The sequence below is a fragment of the Bradyrhizobium sp. 521_C7_N1_3 genome (genome assembly GCF_052075975.1).
In the GTDB taxonomy this organism is placed as follows: Bacteria; Pseudomonadota; Alphaproteobacteria; order Rhizobiales; family Xanthobacteraceae; genus Bradyrhizobium; species Bradyrhizobium japonicum.
Window position 1 is genome coordinate 6,284,533 of the sequence record NZ_CP197232.1, and the last position, 21,325, is coordinate 6,305,857.

Sequence of the window (21,325 nt, forward strand, 5' to 3'; positions counted from 1 at the left end):
CCGATCAATTCGGTGACAGGCAAGCAACGCGATGCGGCAACGCTATGGTAACCACGAAAACGCGAACAAAAGCAAAGGCCCGAACACGGGTTCGGGCCTTTGATAAGATCACAAGAAGTCGACGACTGCGACGGGACGATTACTCGTCCTCCTCGGGCTGTTCTTCCGGCGGCGCGAGGCCTTCGAGGCCCTTCAGGAGCTCCTCTTCGGTCATGCGCTCAACGGCAACTTCGGTATCGTCGGCGTCGACGCTGGCACCGGCGGAACCGATCAGCGGGACCGTATCGGGCTCGGGCTCGTCGACCTCGACGAATTTCTGGAGCGAGTGGACCAGCTCCTCGCGGAGGTCCTCCGGCGAGATGGTTTCGTCCGCAATTTCGCGCAAAGACACAACGGGGTTCTTGTCGTTATCGCGGTCAACCGTTAGTTGTGAACCGGACGAAATCATGCGGGCCCGGTGGGCGGCCAGCAGGACCAGGTCAAACCGGTTGTCGACCTTGTCGATACAATCTTCTACGGTGACGCGAGCCATGGACTATCGCTCCGTTGTGGGTGGGACGAAATATGTGGATGATTGGGGCTAGTTATAGGGGACAGGGCGATTTCGCAAGGCCAATTTGTGATTTGGCCTCGCCAAACGGCTCTGCTACCCCCACATTGGGGCTGGGATGGGTGGTTTGCCGGGCTGCCGTTGAGGGTGGCGCCGGGCGTACGCAGGTCCGCCATAACTATACCTTGATTGCCACGACTTCTCCGGATTTGCGGTTTCGACGGGTTTCGGCGGCACCATGAGACTGCGCGGCTTGCTGTCGCCGCGCCAACAATAAACGATCAATCACGAACGCTACGCGAGCAAACTGAATGTCACCTTCTGCCACTAACAAGATCGCGCTCTTCATCGATGGGGCCAATCTCTACGCGACGGCGAAAACTCTGGGCTTCGACATCGACTACAAGCGCCTGCTGAAGGAGTTTCAGAGCCGCGGGACGCTGTTGCGGGCGTTCTACTACACCGCGATCATCGAGGATCAGGAATACTCCTCGATCCGCCCGCTGATCGACTGGCTCGACTACAACGGCTACACGGTCGTCACCAAGGCGACCAAGGAGTTCATCGACGCCTCTGGCCGCCGCAAGGTCAAGGGCAACATGGACATCGAGCTCGCCGTGGACGCCATGGAGCTCGCCGAGCACATCGACCAGATGGTGCTGTTCTCCGGTGACGGCGACTTCCGCTCCCTGGTCGAAGCCGTCCAGCGCCGCGGCGTCCGGGTCACCGTGATCTCCACCATCGCGAGCCAGCCGCCGATGATCGCCGACGAGCTGCGCCGCCAGGCCGACGTCTTCACCGACCTCGTCGAGCTGCAATCCAAGCTCGGCCGCGACCCGTCCGAACGCCCTGCCCCGCGTGACCGCGGCGAGCGTGGCGAGGGACGCCATCACGCCCCGCAGTTCCTCCAGCGCGCGACCACGATGGCGCCGAGGGGCGATGACGACTTCGAGGAGTGAGGCGGCCCGGTCAAGCCGCCAGCCTCTCACCCTCGTCCCCGACCGTGACTGTCCGCTTTGTCCGCGCTTGGTCGCCTTTCGCGAGGCGAACCGCGCGCGCGAGCCGTTGTGGCACAACGCGCCGGTCCCCCCCTTCGGCGACATCAAGGCGCGCCTGCTGATCGTTGGCCTTGCGCCAGGCATGCAGGGCGCCAATCGCACCGGCCGCCCCTTCACCGGCGACTATGCCGGCGACCTGCTCTACGCCACGCTGCTCGAATACGGCTTCGCCAAGGGCGCCTATCAGGCGCGGCCCGACGACGGCCTGAAGCTGGTCGACTGCCGGATCGCCAATGCCGTGCATTGCGTTCCGCCGCAGAACAAGCCGCTGCCAATCGAGATCAACACCTGCCGCCAGTTCCTCGCGGCGAATCTCGCGACGATGCCGAAGCTGCGCGCCATCGTCGCGCTTGGACGGATTGCGCACGACACGGTGCTCAAGCCGCTGAACCTGAAGGCCTCGCAAGCTCCCTTCGGCCACGGCGCCGTGCATCAGGCCGGCGCATTCAGGCTCTACGACAGCTATCATTGCTCGCGCTACAACACGAACACCGGCGTGCTGACGGCGGACATGTTCCGGAGCGTGTTCGCGAAGGTGAGGGCCGACCTGGACTAGGGCGCGGCTGGATTGGCCTTCAGCCAGTCCAGGACATCGCCGGCGTTCCGGTCGGGCGGAAACACCGGATAGAACACATGCGTGACCTCGGCATCGTCGATGATCAGCGCAAGCCGCTTGATCAAGGTCAGGCCAGCAACCTCCATGGTCGGCAGATTGAGGGCGCGCGTCAGCGCCAGCTTCTCGTCCGACAGCACCGGAAACGGCAGGTGCAGCCGCGACGCCATCTCGGTCTGGTAGGCGTTGCTCTGGGTCGAGAGGCCGTACACCTGCGCGGCACCGGCAGCTTTCAGCTCGGCAAACAGATCACGAAACGCGCACGTCTGCGGCGTACAACCGCGCGCGCCCGGGATCATGTCCCAATCGTCGACCAGCCCGATCTTGCCGGGCTCGCCAGTGCGCGGATAGGCGAACACCACGGTCCGGCCGGAGAGCGCGGACAGATCCACCGACGTATCGTCGGTCGCGAGCAGGCTGACGGGAGGCAAGGTCATGCCCTTGAGATGCGCCGCACCGCCGTCGTCGGCGGGTGCGGGAATCTGACTCCAATCGACCTCGAGCAGGTTCTTCTGAGTCATCCGCCAACCTCTTGCCGCTATCCCCTCGCCCGCAACAGCCGGCCCTTCTCCCGGCTCCAGTCGCGCTTCTTCTCGGACTCGCGCTTGTCGTGCAGCTTCTTGCCCTTTGCAACCGCCAGCTGCAGCTTGGCCCGCCCACGCTCGTTGAAATAGAGCTTGAGCGGGATCAGCGTCATGCCTTCGCGGTCGACCGCGCCCATCAGCTTGTTGATCTGCTTGCGATGCAGAAGCAGCTTTCGCGGCCGCTTGGGCTCATGATTGAAGCGGTTGCCCTGGAGATATTCGGGAATGGTGGCGTTGATCAGCCAGATCTCGCCGTCCTTGGAATCGGCGTAGGACTCCGCGATCGTGCTCTTGCCGTTTCGGATCGATTTGACCTCGGTGCCGGTGAGCGCAATGCCCGCCTCGATCGTGTCTTCGATCGCATAGTTGAAGCGGGCCTTGCGATTTTCCGCCATGACCTTGATTGGACGTTCGTTCTTGTCGGCCATGGAAGACAACCTGATCGGATGCGTGAGGACGCTAACAGTTTGGATGAAGCGCCCGCGTCAAGACTTCTTGAGGAGATCGCGGATCTCGGTCAGCAATTCGACCTCGGCCGACGGCTTCGGCGGAGCGGCGGGTGCTGCCTCTTCCTTGCGCTTCAGCGTGTTCATGGCGCGGATCACCAGGAACAACACGAAGGCGACGATGATGAAGTTGATCGTCAGCGTCAGGAAGCTGCCGTAAGCAAGTACTGCACCTTGCTTTTTCGCATCCGCTAAGTTGGTGGCGGTCACCGCCTTCGACAAAGGGGCGAAGTAGTTCGAGAAGTCGAGGCCGCCGGTCGCGGCGCCGATGATCGGCATGATGATGTCACCGACCAGCGACGTAACGATGGCGCCGAAGGCCGCACCGATGATGACGCCGACGGCGAGGTCGACGACGTTGCCTTTCATGGCGAACTCACGGAACTCCGTGAGCATCTTCCTGCCCTTCTCGTCGACGCTCATGAACGGCTCCCCGGTTGGCTAAATCAATTGATCAGCCCAGCATGAACCATGGCATTGCGCACGGCAACGCGCGTCGGCTCGGTGACCGGAACCATCGGCAGCCGCAGCGTCTCGTCCAGCTTGCCGAGCAGCGACATCGCATACTTGATCGGCGCCGGGTTGCTCTCGATGAAGAGGTTGTTGTGCAGCGGCATCAGCTTGTCGTGGATCGCGAGCGCCGCCTTGGTGTCGCCCTTCGCCCAGGCGGCCTGGAACTCCGCGCACAGCCGCGGCGCGACGTTCGAGGTCACCGAGATGCAGCCATGGCCGCCATGCGCCATGTAGCCGAGGATGGTCGCGTCCTCGCCGGAGAGCTGGTTGAAATCCTCGCCCATCGCCGCGCGCTGCTGCGAGACGCGGACCATGCTGGCGGTGGCGTCCTTGACGCCGGCGATGTTCTTCAGCTCCCACAGCCGCTTCATGGTGTCGACCGACATGTCGATCACCGAGCGCGGCGGAATGTTGTAGATGATGATCGGGATGCCGATCGCATCGTTGATCGCCTTGAAGTGCTGGTACATCCCTTCCTGGGTCGGCTTATTGTAATAGGGCGTCACGACCAACACGGCGTCCGCGCCGGCCTTCTCGGCGTGCTGCGCGAGCTCGATCGCCTCTTTCGTCGAATTGGAGCCGGCACCCGCGACCACGGGCACGCGCCCCTTGGCTTCAGCGATGCACCATTCGACGACCTTCTTGTGCTCGTCATGGCTGAGCGTCGGGCTCTCGCCGGTGGTGCCGACCGGGACCAGGCCGTTGGTGCCTTCCGATATCTGCCAGTTGACCAGCGAGCGGAACGCCGCCTCGTCCAACGAGCCGTTCTTGAACGGCGTAACCAAGGCGGTGAACGATCCCCGGAATTTCGTCTTGGCTGCCATGGACTTCCTCCGTACGCGGCTATCTCTTGAGCAAGCTGCATTCATATCGGGTCTATCCCGCCGGTAAAAGACCCGCTTCCGTGTGACGCACCGTTTAGGCCGCGATTTTGCCGCGGTGGTGGTGCAAACTGGGCAAAGGTAAGCAGCTGTTGGTATTTTGTCCGCATATTCAAGCGAATACAGCTAGGTCTTGAGCCAACTGACTGATTCGGGGCGACCAAAACGCCGTGACCTCCTTTCCTCGTTCCGCATGGCGATCCACCGGTCTGGCCGTGTGCCTCATGGCAGGGCTGTCGGTCGGCTGCGCCGCCCTGGCCAAGTCCAATGAGACGACCGCGGACGGGGCCAAGGACACCGCGAAGCCGGCGGCCAAGGACGCCGCGAAGGGATCAGCCAAGGGAACCGGCAAGGAAACCCCCAAAGAAACACCGAAGGGCGCGAGCAAGGGAGCGGCTGGCGCCCCGGCCAAGGATGCCGCGAAGAAACCTGGCAAGGACGCCGCCAAGGATGCTGGCAAGAGCGCCGGCAAGGAACCCGCCAAGGACAAGCCCAAGCCCGCAGCCGCGCCAAAATCACAGCCGGCCGCCAATGGCTCGCCCCCGAAGACCGCACCCGCGCCGGCCGTGACGGCTACCGTCAGGCCCGCCGCCCCGGCGCCCGTCGCCAAACCCGTCGCAGCTCCTCTGCTTGCGCCGGCGACCCGCCAGCACGCCACGCCGCGCAAGCCGGTCACGCCGGCCGCGGTCGCTGCGACCTCCTCGACGTCGCAGGCCGACAAGGACACGCTCGAGAACGTCATCGAGCTCGTGCGCAAGCGCAAAGCGGCCGACGCCACCAATTACGCTGCCTCGATCTCGGATCCCGTCGCACGAAAGCTCGCCGAATGGATCATCCTGCGCAGCGAGGACAATGGCGCGACCGTGGAACGCTACCGCGCCTTCCTCTCCGCCAATCCGAGCTGGCCGTCGCAGACCTTCCTGCGCCGGCGCCTCGAGGCCGCGATGTGGGACGACAGGCGCGACGATTCGGTCGCGTGGTCGTGGTTCGAGAATGAATCGCCTGTGTCCGCCAAGGGCCGCTTCACGCTCGCCAAGGCGATGCTGGCGCGCGGCGACCGCGCCAATGCCGAGCGGCTGGTGCGCGAGGCCTGGCGCAGTGATCCGATGTCGGAGGAGACCGAGAACAACGCGCTCGACCAGTTCGGCGCCCTGCTGACGCCGGGCGACCAGAAGGCGCGGATGGACACCTTGCTCTACGGCAGCGAGAACGAAGCCGCGCTCCGCGCCGCAAAGCGCCTGGGCGCCGGCTATGTCGCGCTGGCCAAGGCCCGCATCGCCTCCGTCAAGAAGGCGCCGAATGCGCGCGCGCTGCTCGACGCGGTGCCGCGCGAGCTGCACAACGATCCCGGCTTCATCTTCAGCAGGATCCAGCTCCTGCGCCGCGAGGAGAAGTTCGCCGAAGCGGCCCAGCTGATGCTGTCGGCGCCGAAGGATCCGAACCGGCTCTACAATCTCGACGAATGGTGGATCGAGCGGCGCCTGCTGGCGCGCAAGATGATCGACACCGAGGAATTCCGCAGCGCCTATCTGATCGCGCGCGATGCGGCCCTACCCTCGCGCGACATCTACAAGACCGAGCAAGAGTTCACCGCCGGCTGGATCGCGCTGCGCTTCCTCAACGACCCCGCCGCCGCCACCCAGCATTTCGCCCGCATCGGCGTCGGCAGCGTCAATCCGACCACGCTGGCGCGCGCCGGCTATTGGCAGGGCCGCGCGGCGGAAGCGGCGGGCCGCCAGCAGGAGGCGCGCAACGCCTACGCCCGGGCGGCCGAGCAGTCCACCAGCTATTACGGCCAGCTCGCGCGCGCAAAACTCGGCCTGCCGCAGATCGAGCTCAACAGCCAGCCGCGCGGCCGCGGCGCCGAACGGCTGGAGATCGTGCGCGCCGCGCACCTGCTCTATGAGCTCGACGAGCGCGAGATGGCGATACCTGTTCTCGCCGACATGGGCGAGAACGGCGATCCGGAAGCGCTCGCGGGCCTCGGCGAGCTCACCCAGCGCTACAGCGACGCGCGCGGCATGCTGCTGCTCGGCAAGGCCGCGCTCAACCGCGGCCTCCCCTTCGACTTCTACGCCTATCCCGTCAACGGCATTCCGCAGTTCACGCCGATCGGCCCCGAGGTCGAGCGCAGCATCGTCTATGCGATCGCGCGGCAGGAAAGCGCGTTCAACCCCTCCGTGGTCTCGCCCGCGCAGGCTTACGGCCTGATGCAGGTGACGCCGGACGCAGCGCGTTACGTCTGCAAGCGGCACGGCGCGACCTACGACCTGGGGCGGCTGAAGAACGATTCGGTCTACAACGCCACGCTCGGCTCCGCCGAGCTCGGCGGACTGCTCGAGGACTACCGCGGGTCCTACATCATGACCTTTGCGGCCTACAATGCCGGCCGCGGCAGCGTGAAGAAATGGGTCGACCGCTACGGCGACCCGCGCGATCCCAAGGTCGACGCGGTCGACTGGGTCGAGCTGATTCCGTTCTCCGAGACGCGCAACTACGTGCAGCGGATCATGGAGAATCTTCAGGTCTACCGCGCCCGCTTCGGCGGCGGCACACGGTTGCAGATCGAGGCGGACCTGCGCCGCGGCACCGGCAGCGTGGAATAGAGCCATCCTCCTTCCTATGCGCTCCCGATCTACCGCCGAGAGCATCGGCGGCGAGCGTCGCAACGTGTCCGGACGTGAGCCGCTGAAGAAGAGCTGAAGCTCGCGCGCGATCTTCAGGCGAGCCTTGCTCGACACACTGAGCCCCGAGCGCTCCCTGGTCGCCGTCCGATCGGCAAGCTCGCCGTTCCACCTCCTCGAGGATGAAGGCGTCGATTGCCGCCGGCTGCAGCGTCAGGACGATGGGGCGCTGCAAGGCCATGCCGTCAACGGCAGTCGGCCCGTTGCATACATTGCGCGGGGACGCCCGCAGCGCAGAGGCCCCTCCTCCATAACGGCCTCGTCCAGATCGTCACGGACGATGGAGCACGGGAGCAACGCCAGCCCTCCGCCAGCATTCCGCGGCGTTAGAACAGCCCTGCCCTGCCGCCAAAAGAAAAGCCCCGGCGGTTTCCCGCCGGGGCTCTCTGTCAGGTCGTTAGACCAAACTTACCAGTTGCGCTGAGCGCGGACCAGCATGCTGACCGTGTTCTGATCCTTCAGCTCGTACACGGCACCCGGCTTGGCCACAACAAACGCAGGGCCAGCGGCGAGCGTGCTGATCGTGCCCGCGAACTTCTGGTCGAGCATGGTGTAAGCCACGTCCACCGAGAAGGTCAGGTTCTTCACCGGCGTCCAGCGGGTGATCACACCGATCGTGCCGAGGTTGAAGTCCGGGTTGCAAGAGGTGATACCCGCAGTGGCGGCACCCAGCGTAGCGAGCTGGCCGCAAATGAGAGCCGCACCACCGTTGCCGTACTTCAGCTGAGCGTACGAACCGTAGATTGCCGTGTTCCAGTACGCATCCCAGTTATGGGTGTAGGCGCCACGGAAGCCCCAGCTCGTAACCGTGCTGATGCCAGTTCCGTTGGCGAACACACCATCAGCAGCGCCGGCAAGGCCAATGCTCTGATAGGCGCCAGCCACGCCAGTACCGCCGAACATCGCGTAGTTCTGCGAAGCCAAGCTCTGGAAGTTGTAGCGGGTCGCACCGTCAGTGTAGACCGCCTGGACGTTGATCACGTCGCCCGCGCCAGTCGGAATGTTCTTGATGGACAAAGCCGCTTGCACAGCCCAGCCCCACTTGTCGCCCGGATGACCGGCCGCTTCAGTCCCGACAAGACCAGGGGTCGCGTAGTAAGCGGCGTGGTTGTTATGCGCCGCTGCGGACAACTGGAACAGACCCCAGGCCTGGTCAATGCGGACCATACCCTGGATGTCAGGAGCCCGCGTGCCGCCGAAGGCATTGATACCGTAGCCGCCGGTACCAAAGTTCGCGACCGAGAAGCCAGCGCTGGTGTTGTACAGGTTGCTCTGGTAGTAGGCGGTCGGATCCACAGCCGAAATCGCGGCCGTGATGCCCTGACCGAAGTCAGCGGTGTAGGTGAACTGGTTCACACCAGTGACCGTGCCGCCGCCACCAGTCAGACCGTCGAAGTTGTTACCCGGATAGTTGGTCCAGGGGGCGTCGAACTGGGCAACCGCCTTACCCATCGTGAAGCCAGCGAACTGGATGAAAGCGTAGTACACGCCAAGCGTACCGCCGGCGATTGCGCCTGCGTTGGAGTTGTTGGGTCCGCCAACGCCCGAAGCGCCGAGCTGCGAGTAAACGGTGGAGCCGTTACCGGTGCCGTTGCCCGTGTAGTTGTCCGTCGTCCAGGACATGACCACGTCAGCAAAGGTACGAACCACGCCGTACTCGGTCGCGGTGCGGGTGTCGATGTTGAGGTCTGAACGGGCGCGAGTGACGTAGTAGTTCGTCAGGCGGTTCTGAGAACCGTTAACGCTGCTGAAGTTACCGTTGAAATCGGTCGCGTTGATCGCGACTTCAGCACGCAGGTAACCACCCAGCTTGATGCAGGTGTCAGTGCCCGGGATGTAGTAGAATCCGGCACCATACAGGGAGCAGATCTTCACGTATTCGACCGCTTTGGCCTTCACGGGGAGATCGGCTGCCTGCGCTCCGCCAACGGCAATCAGACCTGCCGCTGAACCGAGCAAAAGGCTCTTAACCAACTTCATGTTAAACCTCCAAGTTTGCTCTATAGGGAAGGTTCCGGATCCGCTGGGTGACGACACCCTAAGGTTGGTTCCCTTGTCCCTTAACTCACCGCTTAGTCGCTTCGCGCCTTCGGACACACCCGCTGAACGCGAGGGACTTAAGCGAACCACCTAAAACGGGACGACCTCGGGATGCCCCCCTCCGTCGCTCAGTCACAATTACCGAACGTCCTTGCACACACAACAACAGAACGCTCCGTAGCGAGCCCATGACGTTTGTTTTCCGAAGGGTGTTGCACAAATAACACGCAGATGTGATCGAAGCGCCTTCGCAACATATTGTTTTTACTTATGTTTCTAGGACGGTTCCGTTTGCCGTCAAAATTCCCCACCTGAGGCACTGCGGACGGAACCTCGGCCTGAACAGGCTTTGACGCGCACGAATCGTGGAATCAGAAGGAGACTCAAGGAGAAGGCGCACAGGTCTTCCCGCGACTCTCCACCAGGCGCAGACACGGTCACGGCGGCGCTCGAGGCGCGCTGCGAAGGCTCTTTATCGATGGCGGGGATGATTGAAACGAAGCGGACAGCTCGGCTGGCGGAGACGGAGGGATTCGAACCCTCGATAGGCCTTTACAAGCCTATAACGGTTTAGCAAACCGCCGCCTTCAGCCACTCGGCCACGTCTCCAATATGCCGGGTATGCCCGACACGGCGGCGAGCCGCAAGCGGCAGAATCAAGGTCTGTGCGTTCTTTCACCTGAAAGCGACCGCCGGACGGCTGCAAAAGCCTGGCGCAAGGATCAGCGCGGCACGCGCAGCCGATTCGCGCTCTCTATATATGTGTGCATCCAGCGGCGGGATTGCCGGATCCGCCACTGCGGAGGGCGCATTCAGCGCCACCTCGCCAGCTCAGATATTGAACCAGACGCCGGAGCTGCGCCGGGACGGAAGGCCGAAGACCTCTATATCCCCGGCAAGAGGCCTGTCTTGTGCGGCCGTCCGGGTTCCAGAGCGGAATCGTCGGGCGGCGGCTCGGTCATGCCGCGCGGGTCCATGTGGCGACACGACGAAGGAACTTGATTGAGCGCAATCCGCCCCCGTGAAGACAAGGGTGTGGATGCGATTCTCGGCTCAGTGAGCCGAGACCCACGCCCTCGCCTCGCGCTGCGCGGCCGAGATCTCGGCGTCCGACATCTGCCCGGCGACTTCCTGGCGCAGCGCCACGGCGTCCTTGCGGCCCTTCAGGGCGGCGAGGTTGAACCATTTATGGGCGGCGACGAGGTCGACGAGGCCGGAGCGGCCGCTCGCCCAATAGATCCCGCGCTCGAACAGCACGTCCGACAGCGCGCTCGCGTCGATCGGCGTCGCCGTCTCCAGATCGAAAGTACCCTGAAACATAACGCATCCCCTTTTTTTCTGCCGCCTCGTTCCCCCGAGCGCGGCTCCCGTCCAAAGAACTGTTCAACTCATCCCCATGCCGTTTGCCGGCTTGTTGGAGGCGATGATGGCGGGCAAATTTGAATGGCAGTTTAAGTATCGCGATGAAGCAGACGTAAACGCACCCGCACGGGGCGCACGCGACGAATGCAAGAAGTCCCCATTTTGCAGGCACTTCTGCGATTCGTCAGATTCGGTTTACCCTGAGATTTTGGGAGAACGATAACCATCGCGCGCGGTGACGCGCGCCCTGCGGTTACAATTCATGGGAGGGGCGCGTTGTGGGAGGCGCGCGCTGGCAAGGCCACACTCGCGCGGCGGCGCCACCTCGTGGCCGGCGAGCCGCGCAGCGCGAAGTGCGCGACTCAGGAATCGGAGCGACGGCTTCGCATTGCACCTGCGCGGCGACCGTCGCGGCAAAAGACAGTGCGCCGCAGCCCTCGTCTGCCCCACGGCAGCGCGGCCACGTCTCGGTCAGATCAGCAATGTGGGAAAAGGGAATGCCGGCAATACCCCGGCCTCAAGAGAACGAGGGCGTCGGCGAACACGTCAGGACCAGATTCCACGTTGGCCCGAAGGCCGCTTGTGAAATTGCGGAGCCCTTGAGAAGGAGAACCGCACCGAACGAAGAAAACTTGTTTCTTCTGCCTGACCGTACTTTGGCGAGCGAACCCGCGAAAGAGAACGATCCGACCGTTGGCCTGATGTCTCGCCGACACCCTCTATCGCCGACCAGAACCTGTTAGAAGGCGCTGATGACGTGCCGGCTCTCTAGGAGCCGGCAACTTCAGAAGTCGAAGTTACTTCTTCTTCTTCGCGACCTTGCGGGTCTTCTTCGCAGTCTTCTTCACTGCGCTCTTCGCCTTCTTCGCCTTCTTCGCTTTCTTGGCCATGTTGCCCTCCGATGTGTGAGATGGCTTTAATCGCTGCATGCAGTCGGGGATCGAATGCACACTCATCCCGAATACACCAACACGACGAAAAAAACAGCTTCTCGCTTAAAGAAGTGTTGACGGCACAACGCGCCTGCGCTTGGCGAGCACGATGCGGGCGCACTGCATGACGCGTGCTTGCGATCGCGGGGAGTGCCCGCATCGTCGACGTCTACGCGAGATGCGATTGCAGAAAAACACTACACAGCAAGTATTTTTCTGCACGCGCGCATCGCGCATGCGCGATGCGATGATGTGCATCGTCGATCCCGCGATCACCGCGCAAGGGTGCTTCGCGGACTCTGAGTCGCGAGTTTTGGCAACGAAAATATTTTCATGCTTAACGGCGCAAACGATCGTCAGCGCGTGTGGAAGCCGCCGTTTTGCGCGAATCGCGTGGCGGCGATTCGGCCGCCGCATCGCCGTCGGTCGGGATGGAGTTTGCCGCCGAGGGTGCGCGCGAGCGTCGCAGCGCGAACCGGAAACGAGGTGACGAAGCGTATCCGTCACCTCGTTCGAATGCGTGACGTCAGATGCCGAGCTTCGACTTCAAGAGGTCGTTGACGCTCTGCGGGTTGGCCTTGCCGCCGGACGCCTTCATCACCTGACCGACGAACCAGCCGAGCGACTGCGGCTTGTCCTTGACCTGCGCGGCCTTGTCGGGATTGGCCGCGATGATGTCGTCGACCACCTTCTCGATCGCCGAGAGATCGGTGACCTGCTTCATGCCGCGGCTTTCGACCAGCGCGCGCGGATCGCCGCCCTCCTGCCAGACGATCTCGAACAGATCCTTGGCGATCTTGCCGGAGATCGTGCCCTCGCCGATCAGGTCGATGATCGCAGCCAACTGCTCGGCGTTGACGGGAGAGGCCGTAATATCCCGGCCTTCCTTGTTGAGACGGCCGAACAGCTCGTTGATCACCCAGTTCGCCGCCATCTTGCCGTCGCGGGCACGGTTGCCGAGCGTGTCCAGCACCGTCTCGTAGAACACCGCGCTCTCGCGCTCGGCGACCAGCACGCTCGCATCGTAAGCCGACAGGCCGAAATCAGCGACGAAGCGCGCCTTCTTCTGATCCGGCAGCTCCGGCAGCTCTGTCTTCAGCTCGTCGACGAAGCTTTGCGAGAATTCGAGCGGCAGCAGGTCGGGATCGGGGAAGTAGCGGTAGTCGTGCGCCTCTTCCTTGGACCGCATCGATCGCGTCTCGCCCTTGTTGGGGTCGTAGAGCCGCGTTTCCTGGTCGATCACCCCGCCGTCTTCGAGGATCTCGATCTGGCGCCGCGCCTCGTACTCGATCGCCTGGCCGATGAAGGTGATCGAGTTCATGTTCTTGATCTCGCAGCGGGTGCCGAGCGGCGCGCCCGGCTTGCGCACGGAGACGTTGACGTCGGCGCGCAACGATCCCTTCTCCATGTCGCCGTCGCAGGTGCCGAGATAGCGCAGGATCGATCGCAGCTTGGTCACATAGGCCTTGGCCTGCTCGGCGTCGCGGATGTCGGGCTTGGAGACGATCTCCATCAGCGCCACGCCGCAACGGTTGAGATCGACATAGGACATGGCCGGCGACTGATCGTGCAGCAACTTGCCGGCGTCCTGCTCGAGATGAAGGCGCTCGATGCCGATGGTCGCGCTCTTGCCGCCATCGAGTTCGACCACGACCTCACCTTCGCCGACGATCGGCGACTTGTACTGGCTGATCTGGTAGCCCTGCGGCAAGTCCGGATAGAAATAGTTCTTGCGGTCGAACACCGAACGCAGATTGATCTGCGCGTTCAGCCCGAGCCCGGTCCGGACAGCCTGTCTGACGCATTCCTCGTTGATCACGGGCAGCATGCCCGGCATCGCGGCATCGACCAGCGACACGTGGCTGTTCGGCTCGCCGCCGAACGTAGTCGAGGCGCCCGAGAACAGTTTCGAGTTCGAGGTCACCTGGGCATGGATCTCCATGCCGATGACCATCTCCCAGTCACCGGTGGCGCCCTTGAGAAGCTTGTGCGTGGCCGTGCTCATGTCCTGCTCCCGAGCAGCGTGGCAGCGATCCGCTCCCACTCCGCCTCCAATGAATCCTTTGCCGCGGGTTGGCCGGCCTGGCGATACCAGTAGCCGGCATTGCCGAGATCGCCTTCGACCCGGTGCAGATAGGCGTGCACCCAGGCAGCGTCGCGGCTGCTCTCGTCCTGAACGATCTTGTGCGCCTGATCCCAGTCGCCCTTCGCGGCCCACCAGAGGCCGGCGAGCGGCGCGCTCAGATCCGGCGCAGGCGCCGCGCCGTCGAGGCTCGCGATGAACGCGGCGACATTCACCACCACCTCGCGGGCGTGAAGCGACCGGCGGCCTGCTCGATCACCTCGCCGAGCGAGAACAGCGTCTCCTCGTCGAACGGACGGCCGATCAGTTGCAGGCCGAGCGGCAGGCCTTGTGCGTCCTTGCCGGCGGGCACGGCGATGCCCGGCAGGCCCGCCATGTTCACGGTCACCGTGAAGATGTCGTTGAGATACATCTCGACAGGATCCGCCCCGCCCTTCTCGCCGATGCCGAAGGCCGCCGACGGCGTCGCCGGCGTCAGGATCGCGTCGACGCCCTTGGCGAAGCAGTCCTCGAAATCCTTCTTGATCAGCGTCCGCACCTTCTGCGCGCGCAGATAATAGGCGTCGTAATAGCCGGCCGAGAGCACATAGGTGCCGATCATGACGCGGCGCTTCACCTCCGCGCCAAAACCCTCGGCGCGGGTGTTCTCGTAGAGCTCGATGATGTTCTTGCCCTGCTCGCGCAGTCCGTAGCGGACGCCGTCATAGCGCGCGAGGTTGGAGGACGCCTCGGCCGGCGCCACGATGTAATAGGCCGGCAGCGCGTATTTGGTGTGCGGCAGCGACACCTCGACGAGCTCGGCGCCGGCCGCCTTCAGCCAGGCCGCGCCCTCGCTCCAGAGTTTCTCGATCTCGGCCGGCATGCCGTCGAGGCGATATTCCTTGGGGATGCCGATCCTGATCCCCTTCACCGACTTGCCGATCGCGGCCTCATAGTCCGGCACGGCAATGTCGACCGACGTCGTGTCCTTCGGATCGTGCCCGGCCATCGAGCGCAGCAGCATCGCGCTATCGCGCACGCTGCGCGCGATCGGGCCGGCCTGATCGAGCGAGGAGGCGAAGGCGACGATGCCCCAGCGCGAGCAGCGGCCGTAGGTCGGCTTGATGCCGACCGTCGCGGTGAACGCCGCCGGCTGGCGGATCGAGCCGCCGGTGTCGGTCGCGGTCGCGCCCATGCACAGCAGCGCCGCCACGGCCGAGGCCGAGCCGCCGGACGAGCCGCCCGGCACCAGCGTCGTGTTGCTTCCCTCACGCCGCCAGGGATTGCCGACGGGACCGAAGCAGGAGGTCTCGTTCGCCGAGCCCATCGCGAACTCGTCATTGTTGAGCTTGCCGAGCATCACCGCGCCATCGCGCCACAGCTGCGAGGTCACGGTGGACTCATAGGTCGGCACGAAATTGCCGAGGATCTTCGAGCACGCCGTGGTCCGCACGCCCTTGGTCGCGAACAGATCCTTGATGCCGAGCGGGATGCCGGCGAGCGGACCGCCCTCACCCTTGGCGATCTTCTCGTCCACGGCCTTCGCCATGTCGCGCGCGCGATCGGGTGTCTCCATCACGAAGGCATTGAGCACGCGTGCGGCTTCGATCGCGTTCAGATGCGCGTCGGTCAGCTCGAGCGACGTGAAAGTTTTTGCCGCGAGGCCCTTGCGGGCCTCGGCGAGCGTCAGCGATGTCAAATCGGTCATTTATTGATCGGGCTGCAGAAGAACGGAGACAGGGTTTTGTCGTTGGCCGGGTCGTCTTTTTTCTTGGCGGCGGCGTTCGCGGCGGCCTCGATCTCGTCGAGCACGGCATTGACGGCGACGTTGGGATCGGCAGCCTTGCCCTGCCGCTCCATCTTGTCGAGATAGTTCATGTAGGCCTGATAGGCCTTCTCATCGTCGCAAAGCATGCACATCGGACTTGGTCCTGAGGCTCTTTAGTTTGACGCGTTTTCTTTACGCGAACCGGCTTCCACTTCGCTCGAAAACGCTACGTCACTCGACCACCTTGGGCACAAGGAAGAAGTGACCTTCGGTCGCGGGCGCGTTGGCAACGATATCGTCGGCGATCTCGCCGTCATTGACCGCGTCCTGCCGCTTCTTCATCTGCATCGGGGTGACCGAGGTCATCGGCTCCACGCCCTCGACGTTGACCTCCGAGAGCTGCTCGACAAAGGCGAGCATGGCGTTGAGCTCGCCCTGCAGGTGCGGAACCTCGCCCTCGGAAACCGCAATGCGCGCCAGATGCGCGATGCGGCGGACGGTAGCGTCGTCGACGGACATTATATAAGGCCTCTCACGGCAAAATCTAACTGCCGTATAGCAGAGGCCGGTTTTGCGCCGCAACCGGCGCTTCCCGCCTATCCAACCAGCGCTTTCATCCGCGCCAGCGCCGATTTGGCGAAATCCCGGGTCAATTCGGCTGCTGGGACCTCGCGGCCCAGGGCCACGGCCTGGCCGGCCCAGAGATTGGTGAAATCCACCCTGCCCTGCTTTTCGGCAGCCGCCTTGAGCGGCCCCAGCGCGGTCGCGGCATGGGGAAACGGCGGCGCCTCGGGCGAGATCGGGCCGGCTTCGCGCATCAGGCGGTTCTGGACGCCGCGTGCCGGACGCCCGGTCATGACATTGGTGATGACGGTGGAATCGTCCCGCGCTTCAGCCAGCGCCTTGCGCCCGCCCGCGCTGACCTTGGATTCCGGGCAGCGCAGATAGGCGCTGCCGATCTGCACGCCGGAGGCGCCGAGCGCAAAGGCTGCGGCGATGCCGCGCCCGTCGGCGATACCACCGGCCGCAATGACAGGCACCTTCACGGCGTCGGCGACCTGCGGCACCAGCGCAAAGGTGCCGGGCTGCTCGGAGATCTTGTCGGTCAGAAACATGCCGCGATGCCCACCCGCCTCGGCGCCTTGCGCAATGACGGCATCGACGCCGCGCTCTTCCAGCCAGACTGCTTCCTTCACCGTCGTGGCGGACGAGATGACGAGGCAGCCGGCCGCCTTGACGCGCTTGAGCAGCGCCTGCTCCGGCAGGCCGAAATGAAAGCTGACGATCTCCGGCTTCAGCTCCTCGACCACCTCGCAGAAGGCGGCGTCGAACGGCGCACGGTTCGCGGCGTTGATGGGCGCGGCGGGATCGAGGCCATGCTCGGTGTAATAGCCCGTGAGCCGCTCCTTCCAGCGCGCTTCCGCTTCGACTGTGAGGTCAACCGGCGTGTGGCAGAAGAAGTTCATGTTCACCGGCGCCTTCACCCGCTGGCGAATGATGTTGACCTGCTCGCGCGCCTTCTCCGGCGACAGCATCGCGCTCGGCAGCGAGCCGAGCCCGCCGCCCTCTGCCACGGCGATCACCAGTTCGGCATCCATCACACCGGCCATCGGCGCCAGCACGATGGGGAATTCGGTCTTGAAGAGATCGATCAGTCGACGGTCAGGCCACATGGTGTGTCTCTCTCGTTTAGTTCGTTCTTACCCTCCCCTGGAGGGGGTGGGTCGATCGCGCGACGCGCGAGCGGGGTGGGGTGACAGTCTCTCCATTGAGACACTGCCCGAGTCGAGAGATCACCCCACCCCGCTGCGCATTTCGCTTCGCTACATGCGTAGCGACCCTCCCCCTCCAGGGGAGGGTGAAGAAATCTACGCCGCGACTACCGAGTTGCGTCGCCCGGCAAGAAGCTGCTCCGCTTCAATCGCAATCCGCTCCACGATCTCGGCCGCCGGTGCAATATCATGAATCAATCCGACCGCCTCGCCCGCGATCACGGCCGCGACATCGAAATTGCCGGCGGCCTTTGCCGCGGCATAGTCCGCCGCGACTGCGGCAACATTCTGCATCAGCTCGACCTCATGGCCGATCCAGCGCCTGGCGTGGTCGTTGACCAGACATCTTCCCGTGAACGGCGCCGGCCAGACATTGTTGCGCGAGAGATCGAAGATGATGCCGCGCACGGTCGTGCCGCTGTTCGCTGCGCAGATGCGCCGCTTGGCCTCCTCCGCGCCATCAGCCTCCTGGCTCGCATAGAAGCGCGTGCCGAGCAGCACGCCGCTCGCGCCCAGCATCATCATGGCGGCAAGACCGCGCCCGTCAGCGATGCCGCCGGCCGCGACGACAGGCACGTGACCCGCGGCAAGATCGACGATTGCAGGCACGAGATCGACGGTGGTGCGGGAGGCGCCGTGACCCGCCTCCGTGCCCTGCGCGACCAGGATGTCGGCGCTGGCATCGAGCGCCTGCCGCGCCATGGCTTCATCCTGCACCTGGCAGATCAGGCGTGCGCCTGCGGACTTGATCTTCGGCGCGAATGGCGCGGGATCGCCGAACGACAACATGATCGCAGACGGTTTTGCGGCGAGTGCGACATCGAGAAGCTCGGGCCGCTTGGCGAGGCTCCAGGTGATGAAGCCGATCCCGAATGGCGCCGACAAGCCCGCAAGCTTCGCAGTCTCCTGCTCCAGCCACACCTTCTCGCCATAGCCGCCGCCCAGAATGCCGAAACCGCCGGCACGGCTCACGGCCGTCACAAGCCGGCTGCCGGCGACGATATCCATCGGCGCCAGCAAGATGGGATGCTCAATCTCCAGCAGCGTGCTCAGCGAAGTCGCAATCGGCATGGCTCCTCCCCAATCTGGACAGGGAGACTAGGCGCGACTAGCATTCTCGAAAAATGAATTGTTGCGAACGCTGCCATCACAAAAGCGAAACGACACCACCATGGAACTCAGCGATATCCAGACCTTTGCCGCGGTCGCCCGCACCGGCGGCATCACCCGCGCCGCCGAAGAGCTCAACACGGTGCAATCCAACGTCACCCAGCGCGTGAAGGCGCTGGAAGCGGAGATCGGCACACCGCTGTTCGAACGCCACAGCCGCGGCATGACGCTGACCGGCGCCGGCAAACGCCTCCTGCCCTACGCACAGCGGATGGCCGCGCTATCACGGGAGGCCGTGCTCGCCGCGCGTGACGACGGCGAGCCGAAGGGACCGCTCGCGATCGGCTCGATGGAGACGACGGCAGCCGTGCGCTTGCCGTCCCTCCTCGCCGATTTCCACCGCAACTTCCCTGCCGTACGGCTGAGCCTGCGCACCGCGACCACCGCCGACCTCGTCGCGGGCGTGCTCGAAGGCACGCTCGACGGCGCCTTCGTCGCGGGCCCCATCGCACATGCCGACCTCACTGCGACGAGTGCGTTTCGCGAAGAGCTGGTGCTGGTCAGCGCGCGGCGCTGGGCCTCGCTCGCCGAACTGCGCGCCGGCACGCCGGAGTCCGGTCCGACCGCGCTGGTATTCCGCACCGGCTGCACCTACCGCCAGCGTCTCGAACAGATCTTTGTCGAGTTCGGCTGGCCGTCGGCGGCACGCTTCGAGCTCGGCACGCTCGACGGCATGATCGGCTGTGTCGCCGCCGGCATGGGCGTGACGCTGCTGCCGCGCGCCGTGGTCGAACGCAGCGCGATGAACGGCAGCGTGTCGATCCACACACTCAGTCCCTCGCATGCGCGCGTCGAGACGCTCTTCATCCAGCGCGGCGGCGGACATCAATACAGCGCGCTTCGAGGTTTCGTATCCTGCCTGAAGAAAGACAACGACGTCATCGCGGCCTGACGCCGGCGCAGCGTTCCACGCGGCGAAATTCGTCACAAATCCATCGCGCTTGAATCAATCTGCGCTGCGTTCAGCCGCCGCAGCGCAGCACCTCGAAATGCTTTGAAGCACGCATCCGTTCTACGTTAGGATGAGCCGCTGGCCAGCGCGAAAACATAACGAAGCCAAAACATCGGGAGGACTATCGATGCGCAATACGCTCGTGTTGTGCTGTGTCGCCGCGTTGTCGGCGATATCAGGAACTGCAAGCGCGCAAGACTGGACCAAATCGAAATGGGGACCGAACGACGAGATCGGTGCCGCCAACTACATGACGCCCGAGCTCGTGGTCAAAGCGGCATCGCTGGTGAAGAGCGGCAAGACCTACGCCCTCGGCATTCCCGTCACGCCCCAGACGCCGGCCTATCCGCCGCGCACGTTCAAGATCACCATCGTACAGCCCGGACAGGCCGGCAGCCCGGGTCTCGGTCCGAACAAGGCGACCTATAACGACGACATCCTTGATACGTGGGTCGGCATCGGCAGCCAGCTCGACGGCCTCGGCCATCTCGGCGTCGAGCACGTCTATTACAACGGCAACAAGCTCGCCGATTTCGCCGATCCGAATGGCTTGAAGAAGCTCGGTATCGAAAAGGTCCCACCGATGGTCACGCGCGGCGTGCTGCTCGACATGGCCGCCTATTTCAAAACCGACATCGTGAAAGAAGGCACCGCCTTCAACGTCAAGGAGATCGAGGAGGCCGCCAAGCAGCAGAACGTCGAGATCCGCCAGGGCGACGTCGTCATCTTCCACACCGGCTGGCTCAGCCTGATCGGCAAGGACGACAAGCGCTATTCGGCCGGCGAGCCCGGTCTCGGCGTCGAAGGCGCGAAGTACCTGACCGGCAAGGGCGTGGTCGCCATCGGTGCCGACACCTGGGCACTCGAGGTGCTGCCGTTCGAGTCCAAGAACGTATTCGAAGTGCACCAGATCCTGCTCGCGATGAACGGGACCTACATTCTCGAAAACATGGACACCGCCGCGCTCGCTCGCGACAAGGGCTACGAATTCCTGTTCGTGCTCGGACAGCCGCGCTGGACCGGCGGCGTGCAGGCGATGATCAACCCGATCGCGATCCGCTGATCGGCCACGTACCCAGCGGGCGAGGATCGGCCTGCCGCCCGGCAGGCGCCCTCGCCCGACCTGTCCGTCATCGCGGCCTCAGATGCCATCGCCGCAATGCAACGAAGGCCCAGATGGCTTCGACGAGGCCAAACGGCCAGGCGCCTTGCAGGAAGCCGTAAGCCGAGCCGAGCGCGCAAGACACCGCGAACAGCAGCACGAACCAATGGCTGCGATCCTCCAAGGCATAGCAGACCAGCATCGCCGTCACGGCAAACAGGCCGAATAGTGTCAGTGCATCCATGTTCCGGGTTCACTCCGCAGCGCGACGCGTGATAAGCGCTAGTCCCATGCCGGCTCTTATCCTGCCCCTGATCGATGCTGCAACCCACTGGCCCGAACGCGGCGGGTTGGTCGGCCTTGACCTCGGCACCAAGACCATTGGTGTTGCCGTGTCCAATCCGGACCGGCGCCTCGCGACGGGCGTCGAGACGATCCAGCGCAAGGCATTCAAGCAGGATGCCGCCCGGCTGCTCGCGATCGCGGCCGAGCGCAAGGCGGTCGGCTTCGTGCTCGGCCTCCCCATCAACATGGACGGCAGCGAGGGCCCGCGGGCGCAATCGACCCGCGCCTTCGCGCGCAACCTTGCCGGGCTGACCACACTCCCGATCGGCCTCTGGGACGAGCGTCTGTCGACCGCCGCGGTCGAGCGCGAACTGATCGGCATGGACGTCAGCCGCGCCAAGCGCGCCGAGGTGATCGACGAGCACGCCGCGATCTTCATCCTGCAAGGCGCGCTCGACCGCCTCGCCAATCTTCGCACGGCGCCGGGCTGA

Annotated in this window: 21 protein-coding genes and 1 tRNA gene; 6 read left to right on the plus strand and 16 right to left on the minus strand. The window is 64.2% G+C overall.

The annotated features are described in order from the left end of the window. Positions 1-139: 139 nt before the first annotated feature. Entirely contained in the window at positions 140-532 is a 393-nt protein-coding gene (gene rpoZ, locus AB7008_RS29405; RefSeq protein WP_014494742.1) for a DNA-directed RNA polymerase subunit omega, read from the minus strand. Between the two features lie 329 nt (positions 533-861). Here rpoZ and AB7008_RS29410 point away from each other — a divergent pair, with 329 nt between their 5' ends. Together AB7008_RS29410 and AB7008_RS29415 are read left to right on the plus strand one after the other, a co-directional pair. Then, positions 862-1,509: a LabA-like NYN domain-containing protein gene (locus AB7008_RS29410; protein ID WP_014494741.1), complete on the plus strand. Its 648-nt coding sequence runs from the start codon at positions 862-864 to the stop codon at positions 1,507-1,509. Next, on the plus strand, positions 1,490-2,164 hold the full coding sequence (locus AB7008_RS29415) for a uracil-DNA glycosylase (protein WP_304490128.1): 675 nt from the start codon (positions 1,490-1,492) through the stop codon (positions 2,162-2,164). Before AB7008_RS29410 ends, AB7008_RS29415 begins: the two co-directional genes overlap by 20 nt. Here AB7008_RS29415 and AB7008_RS29420 read toward each other — a convergent pair. The 4 genes from AB7008_RS29420 to dapA are packed head-to-tail and all read right to left on the minus strand — an operon-like array spanning position 2,161 to position 4,648. Next, positions 2,161-2,742, minus strand: coding sequence for a peroxiredoxin (locus AB7008_RS29420; protein WP_304490129.1), 582 nt, complete (start codon positions 2,740-2,742; stop codon positions 2,161-2,163). The genes AB7008_RS29415 and AB7008_RS29420 overlap by 4 nt on opposite strands. 17 nt (positions 2,743-2,759) lie before the next feature. Beyond that, a complete protein-coding gene (smpB, locus tag AB7008_RS29425; protein ID WP_008133025.1) occupies positions 2,760-3,233 on the minus strand; it encodes an SsrA-binding protein SmpB in 474 nt (157 codons plus the stop codon). Between the two features lie 57 nt (positions 3,234-3,290). Further along, complete coding sequence (gene mscL, locus AB7008_RS29430; RefSeq protein ID WP_028155074.1) at positions 3,291-3,707, minus strand: large conductance mechanosensitive channel protein MscL; 417 nt, start codon at positions 3,705-3,707, stop codon at positions 3,291-3,293. Positions 3,708-3,757: 50 nt separating this feature from the next. Continuing rightward, on the minus strand, positions 3,758-4,648 hold the full coding sequence (dapA, locus tag AB7008_RS29435) for a 4-hydroxy-tetrahydrodipicolinate synthase (RefSeq protein WP_028155073.1): 891 nt from the start codon (positions 4,646-4,648) through the stop codon (positions 3,758-3,760). Between the two features lie 281 nt (positions 4,649-4,929). Between dapA and AB7008_RS29440 the strand changes: the two genes are divergently transcribed. Beyond that, positions 4,930-7,311, plus strand: a complete 2,382-nt coding sequence (locus tag AB7008_RS29440) for a lytic transglycosylase domain-containing protein (RefSeq protein WP_304490130.1) — start codon at positions 4,930-4,932, stop codon at positions 7,309-7,311. Between the two features lie 486 nt (positions 7,312-7,797). Here AB7008_RS29440 and AB7008_RS29445 read toward each other — a convergent pair whose 3' ends face one another. From AB7008_RS29445 to AB7008_RS29490, 10 genes are all read right to left on the minus strand, one after another. Beyond that, entirely contained in the window at positions 7,798-9,369 is a 1,572-nt protein-coding gene (locus tag AB7008_RS29445) for a porin (RefSeq protein WP_248878254.1), read from the minus strand. A gap of 575 nt (positions 9,370-9,944) precedes the next feature. Further along, positions 9,945-10,038 (minus strand) — tRNA-Ser (locus AB7008_RS29450). Positions 10,039-10,482: 444 nt separating this feature from the next. Beyond that, positions 10,483-10,749 (minus strand): hypothetical protein, encoded by a 267-nt coding sequence (locus AB7008_RS29455; RefSeq protein WP_014494734.1) that lies wholly within the window; start codon positions 10,747-10,749, stop codon positions 10,483-10,485. Positions 10,750-12,249: 1,500 nt separating this feature from the next. After that, positions 12,250-13,728, minus strand: a complete 1,479-nt coding sequence (gatB, locus tag AB7008_RS29460; RefSeq protein ID WP_441259925.1) for an Asp-tRNA(Asn)/Glu-tRNA(Gln) amidotransferase subunit GatB — start codon at positions 13,726-13,728, stop codon at positions 12,250-12,252. Further along, the gene (locus AB7008_RS29465; RefSeq protein ID WP_028155069.1) at positions 13,725-14,027 is read right to left on the minus strand and encodes a hypothetical protein; all 303 of its coding nucleotides are present in this window, start codon (positions 14,025-14,027) and stop codon (positions 13,725-13,727) included. The genes gatB and AB7008_RS29465 overlap by 4 nt, the downstream gene beginning before the upstream one ends. Next, the gene (gene gatA / locus AB7008_RS29470) at positions 14,018-15,493 is read right to left on the minus strand and encodes an Asp-tRNA(Asn)/Glu-tRNA(Gln) amidotransferase subunit GatA (protein WP_028155068.1); all 1,476 of its coding nucleotides are present in this window, start codon (positions 15,491-15,493) and stop codon (positions 14,018-14,020) included. The genes AB7008_RS29465 and gatA overlap by 10 nt, the downstream gene beginning before the upstream one ends. After that, positions 15,490-15,705 (minus strand): hypothetical protein, encoded by a 216-nt coding sequence (locus tag AB7008_RS29475; protein WP_014494728.1) that lies wholly within the window; start codon positions 15,703-15,705, stop codon positions 15,490-15,492. The genes gatA and AB7008_RS29475 overlap by 4 nt, the downstream gene beginning before the upstream one ends. A 79-nt stretch (positions 15,706-15,784) precedes the next feature. Beyond that, positions 15,785-16,072 carry an Asp-tRNA(Asn)/Glu-tRNA(Gln) amidotransferase subunit GatC gene (gene gatC / locus AB7008_RS29480; protein ID WP_014494727.1) on the minus strand — a complete coding sequence of 96 codons (288 nt, stop codon included), beginning with the start codon at positions 16,070-16,072 and terminating at the stop codon, positions 15,785-15,787. A 77-nt stretch (positions 16,073-16,149) separates the two neighbouring features. After that, a complete protein-coding gene (locus AB7008_RS29485) occupies positions 16,150-17,226 on the minus strand; it encodes an NAD(P)H-dependent flavin oxidoreductase (RefSeq protein WP_441259926.1) in 1,077 nt (358 codons plus the stop codon). Between the two features lie 195 nt (positions 17,227-17,421). Next, a complete protein-coding gene (locus AB7008_RS29490; RefSeq protein WP_441259927.1) occupies positions 17,422-18,396 on the minus strand; it encodes an NAD(P)H-dependent flavin oxidoreductase in 975 nt (324 codons plus the stop codon). A gap of 100 nt (positions 18,397-18,496) precedes the next feature. Here AB7008_RS29490 and AB7008_RS29495 point away from each other — a divergent pair, with 100 nt between their 5' ends. Next, positions 18,497-19,387 (plus strand): LysR substrate-binding domain-containing protein, encoded by an 891-nt coding sequence (locus AB7008_RS29495; RefSeq protein WP_441259928.1) that lies wholly within the window; start codon positions 18,497-18,499, stop codon positions 19,385-19,387. A 187-nt stretch (positions 19,388-19,574) separates the two neighbouring features. Beyond that, entirely contained in the window at positions 19,575-20,510 is a 936-nt protein-coding gene (locus AB7008_RS29500) for a cyclase family protein (RefSeq protein WP_441259929.1), read from the plus strand. A 67-nt stretch (positions 20,511-20,577) separates the two neighbouring features. Here the strand turns inward: AB7008_RS29500 and AB7008_RS29505 are convergent, their stop codons facing one another. After that, positions 20,578-20,793, minus strand: coding sequence for a hypothetical protein (locus AB7008_RS29505; RefSeq protein ID WP_028155062.1), 216 nt, complete (start codon positions 20,791-20,793; stop codon positions 20,578-20,580). 46 nt (positions 20,794-20,839) lie between these two features. On the opposite strand from AB7008_RS29505, the gene ruvX reads away from it, so the two are divergent. Beyond that, a complete protein-coding gene (gene ruvX / locus AB7008_RS29510) occupies positions 20,840-21,325 on the plus strand; it encodes a Holliday junction resolvase RuvX (protein ID WP_304490136.1) in 486 nt (161 codons plus the stop codon).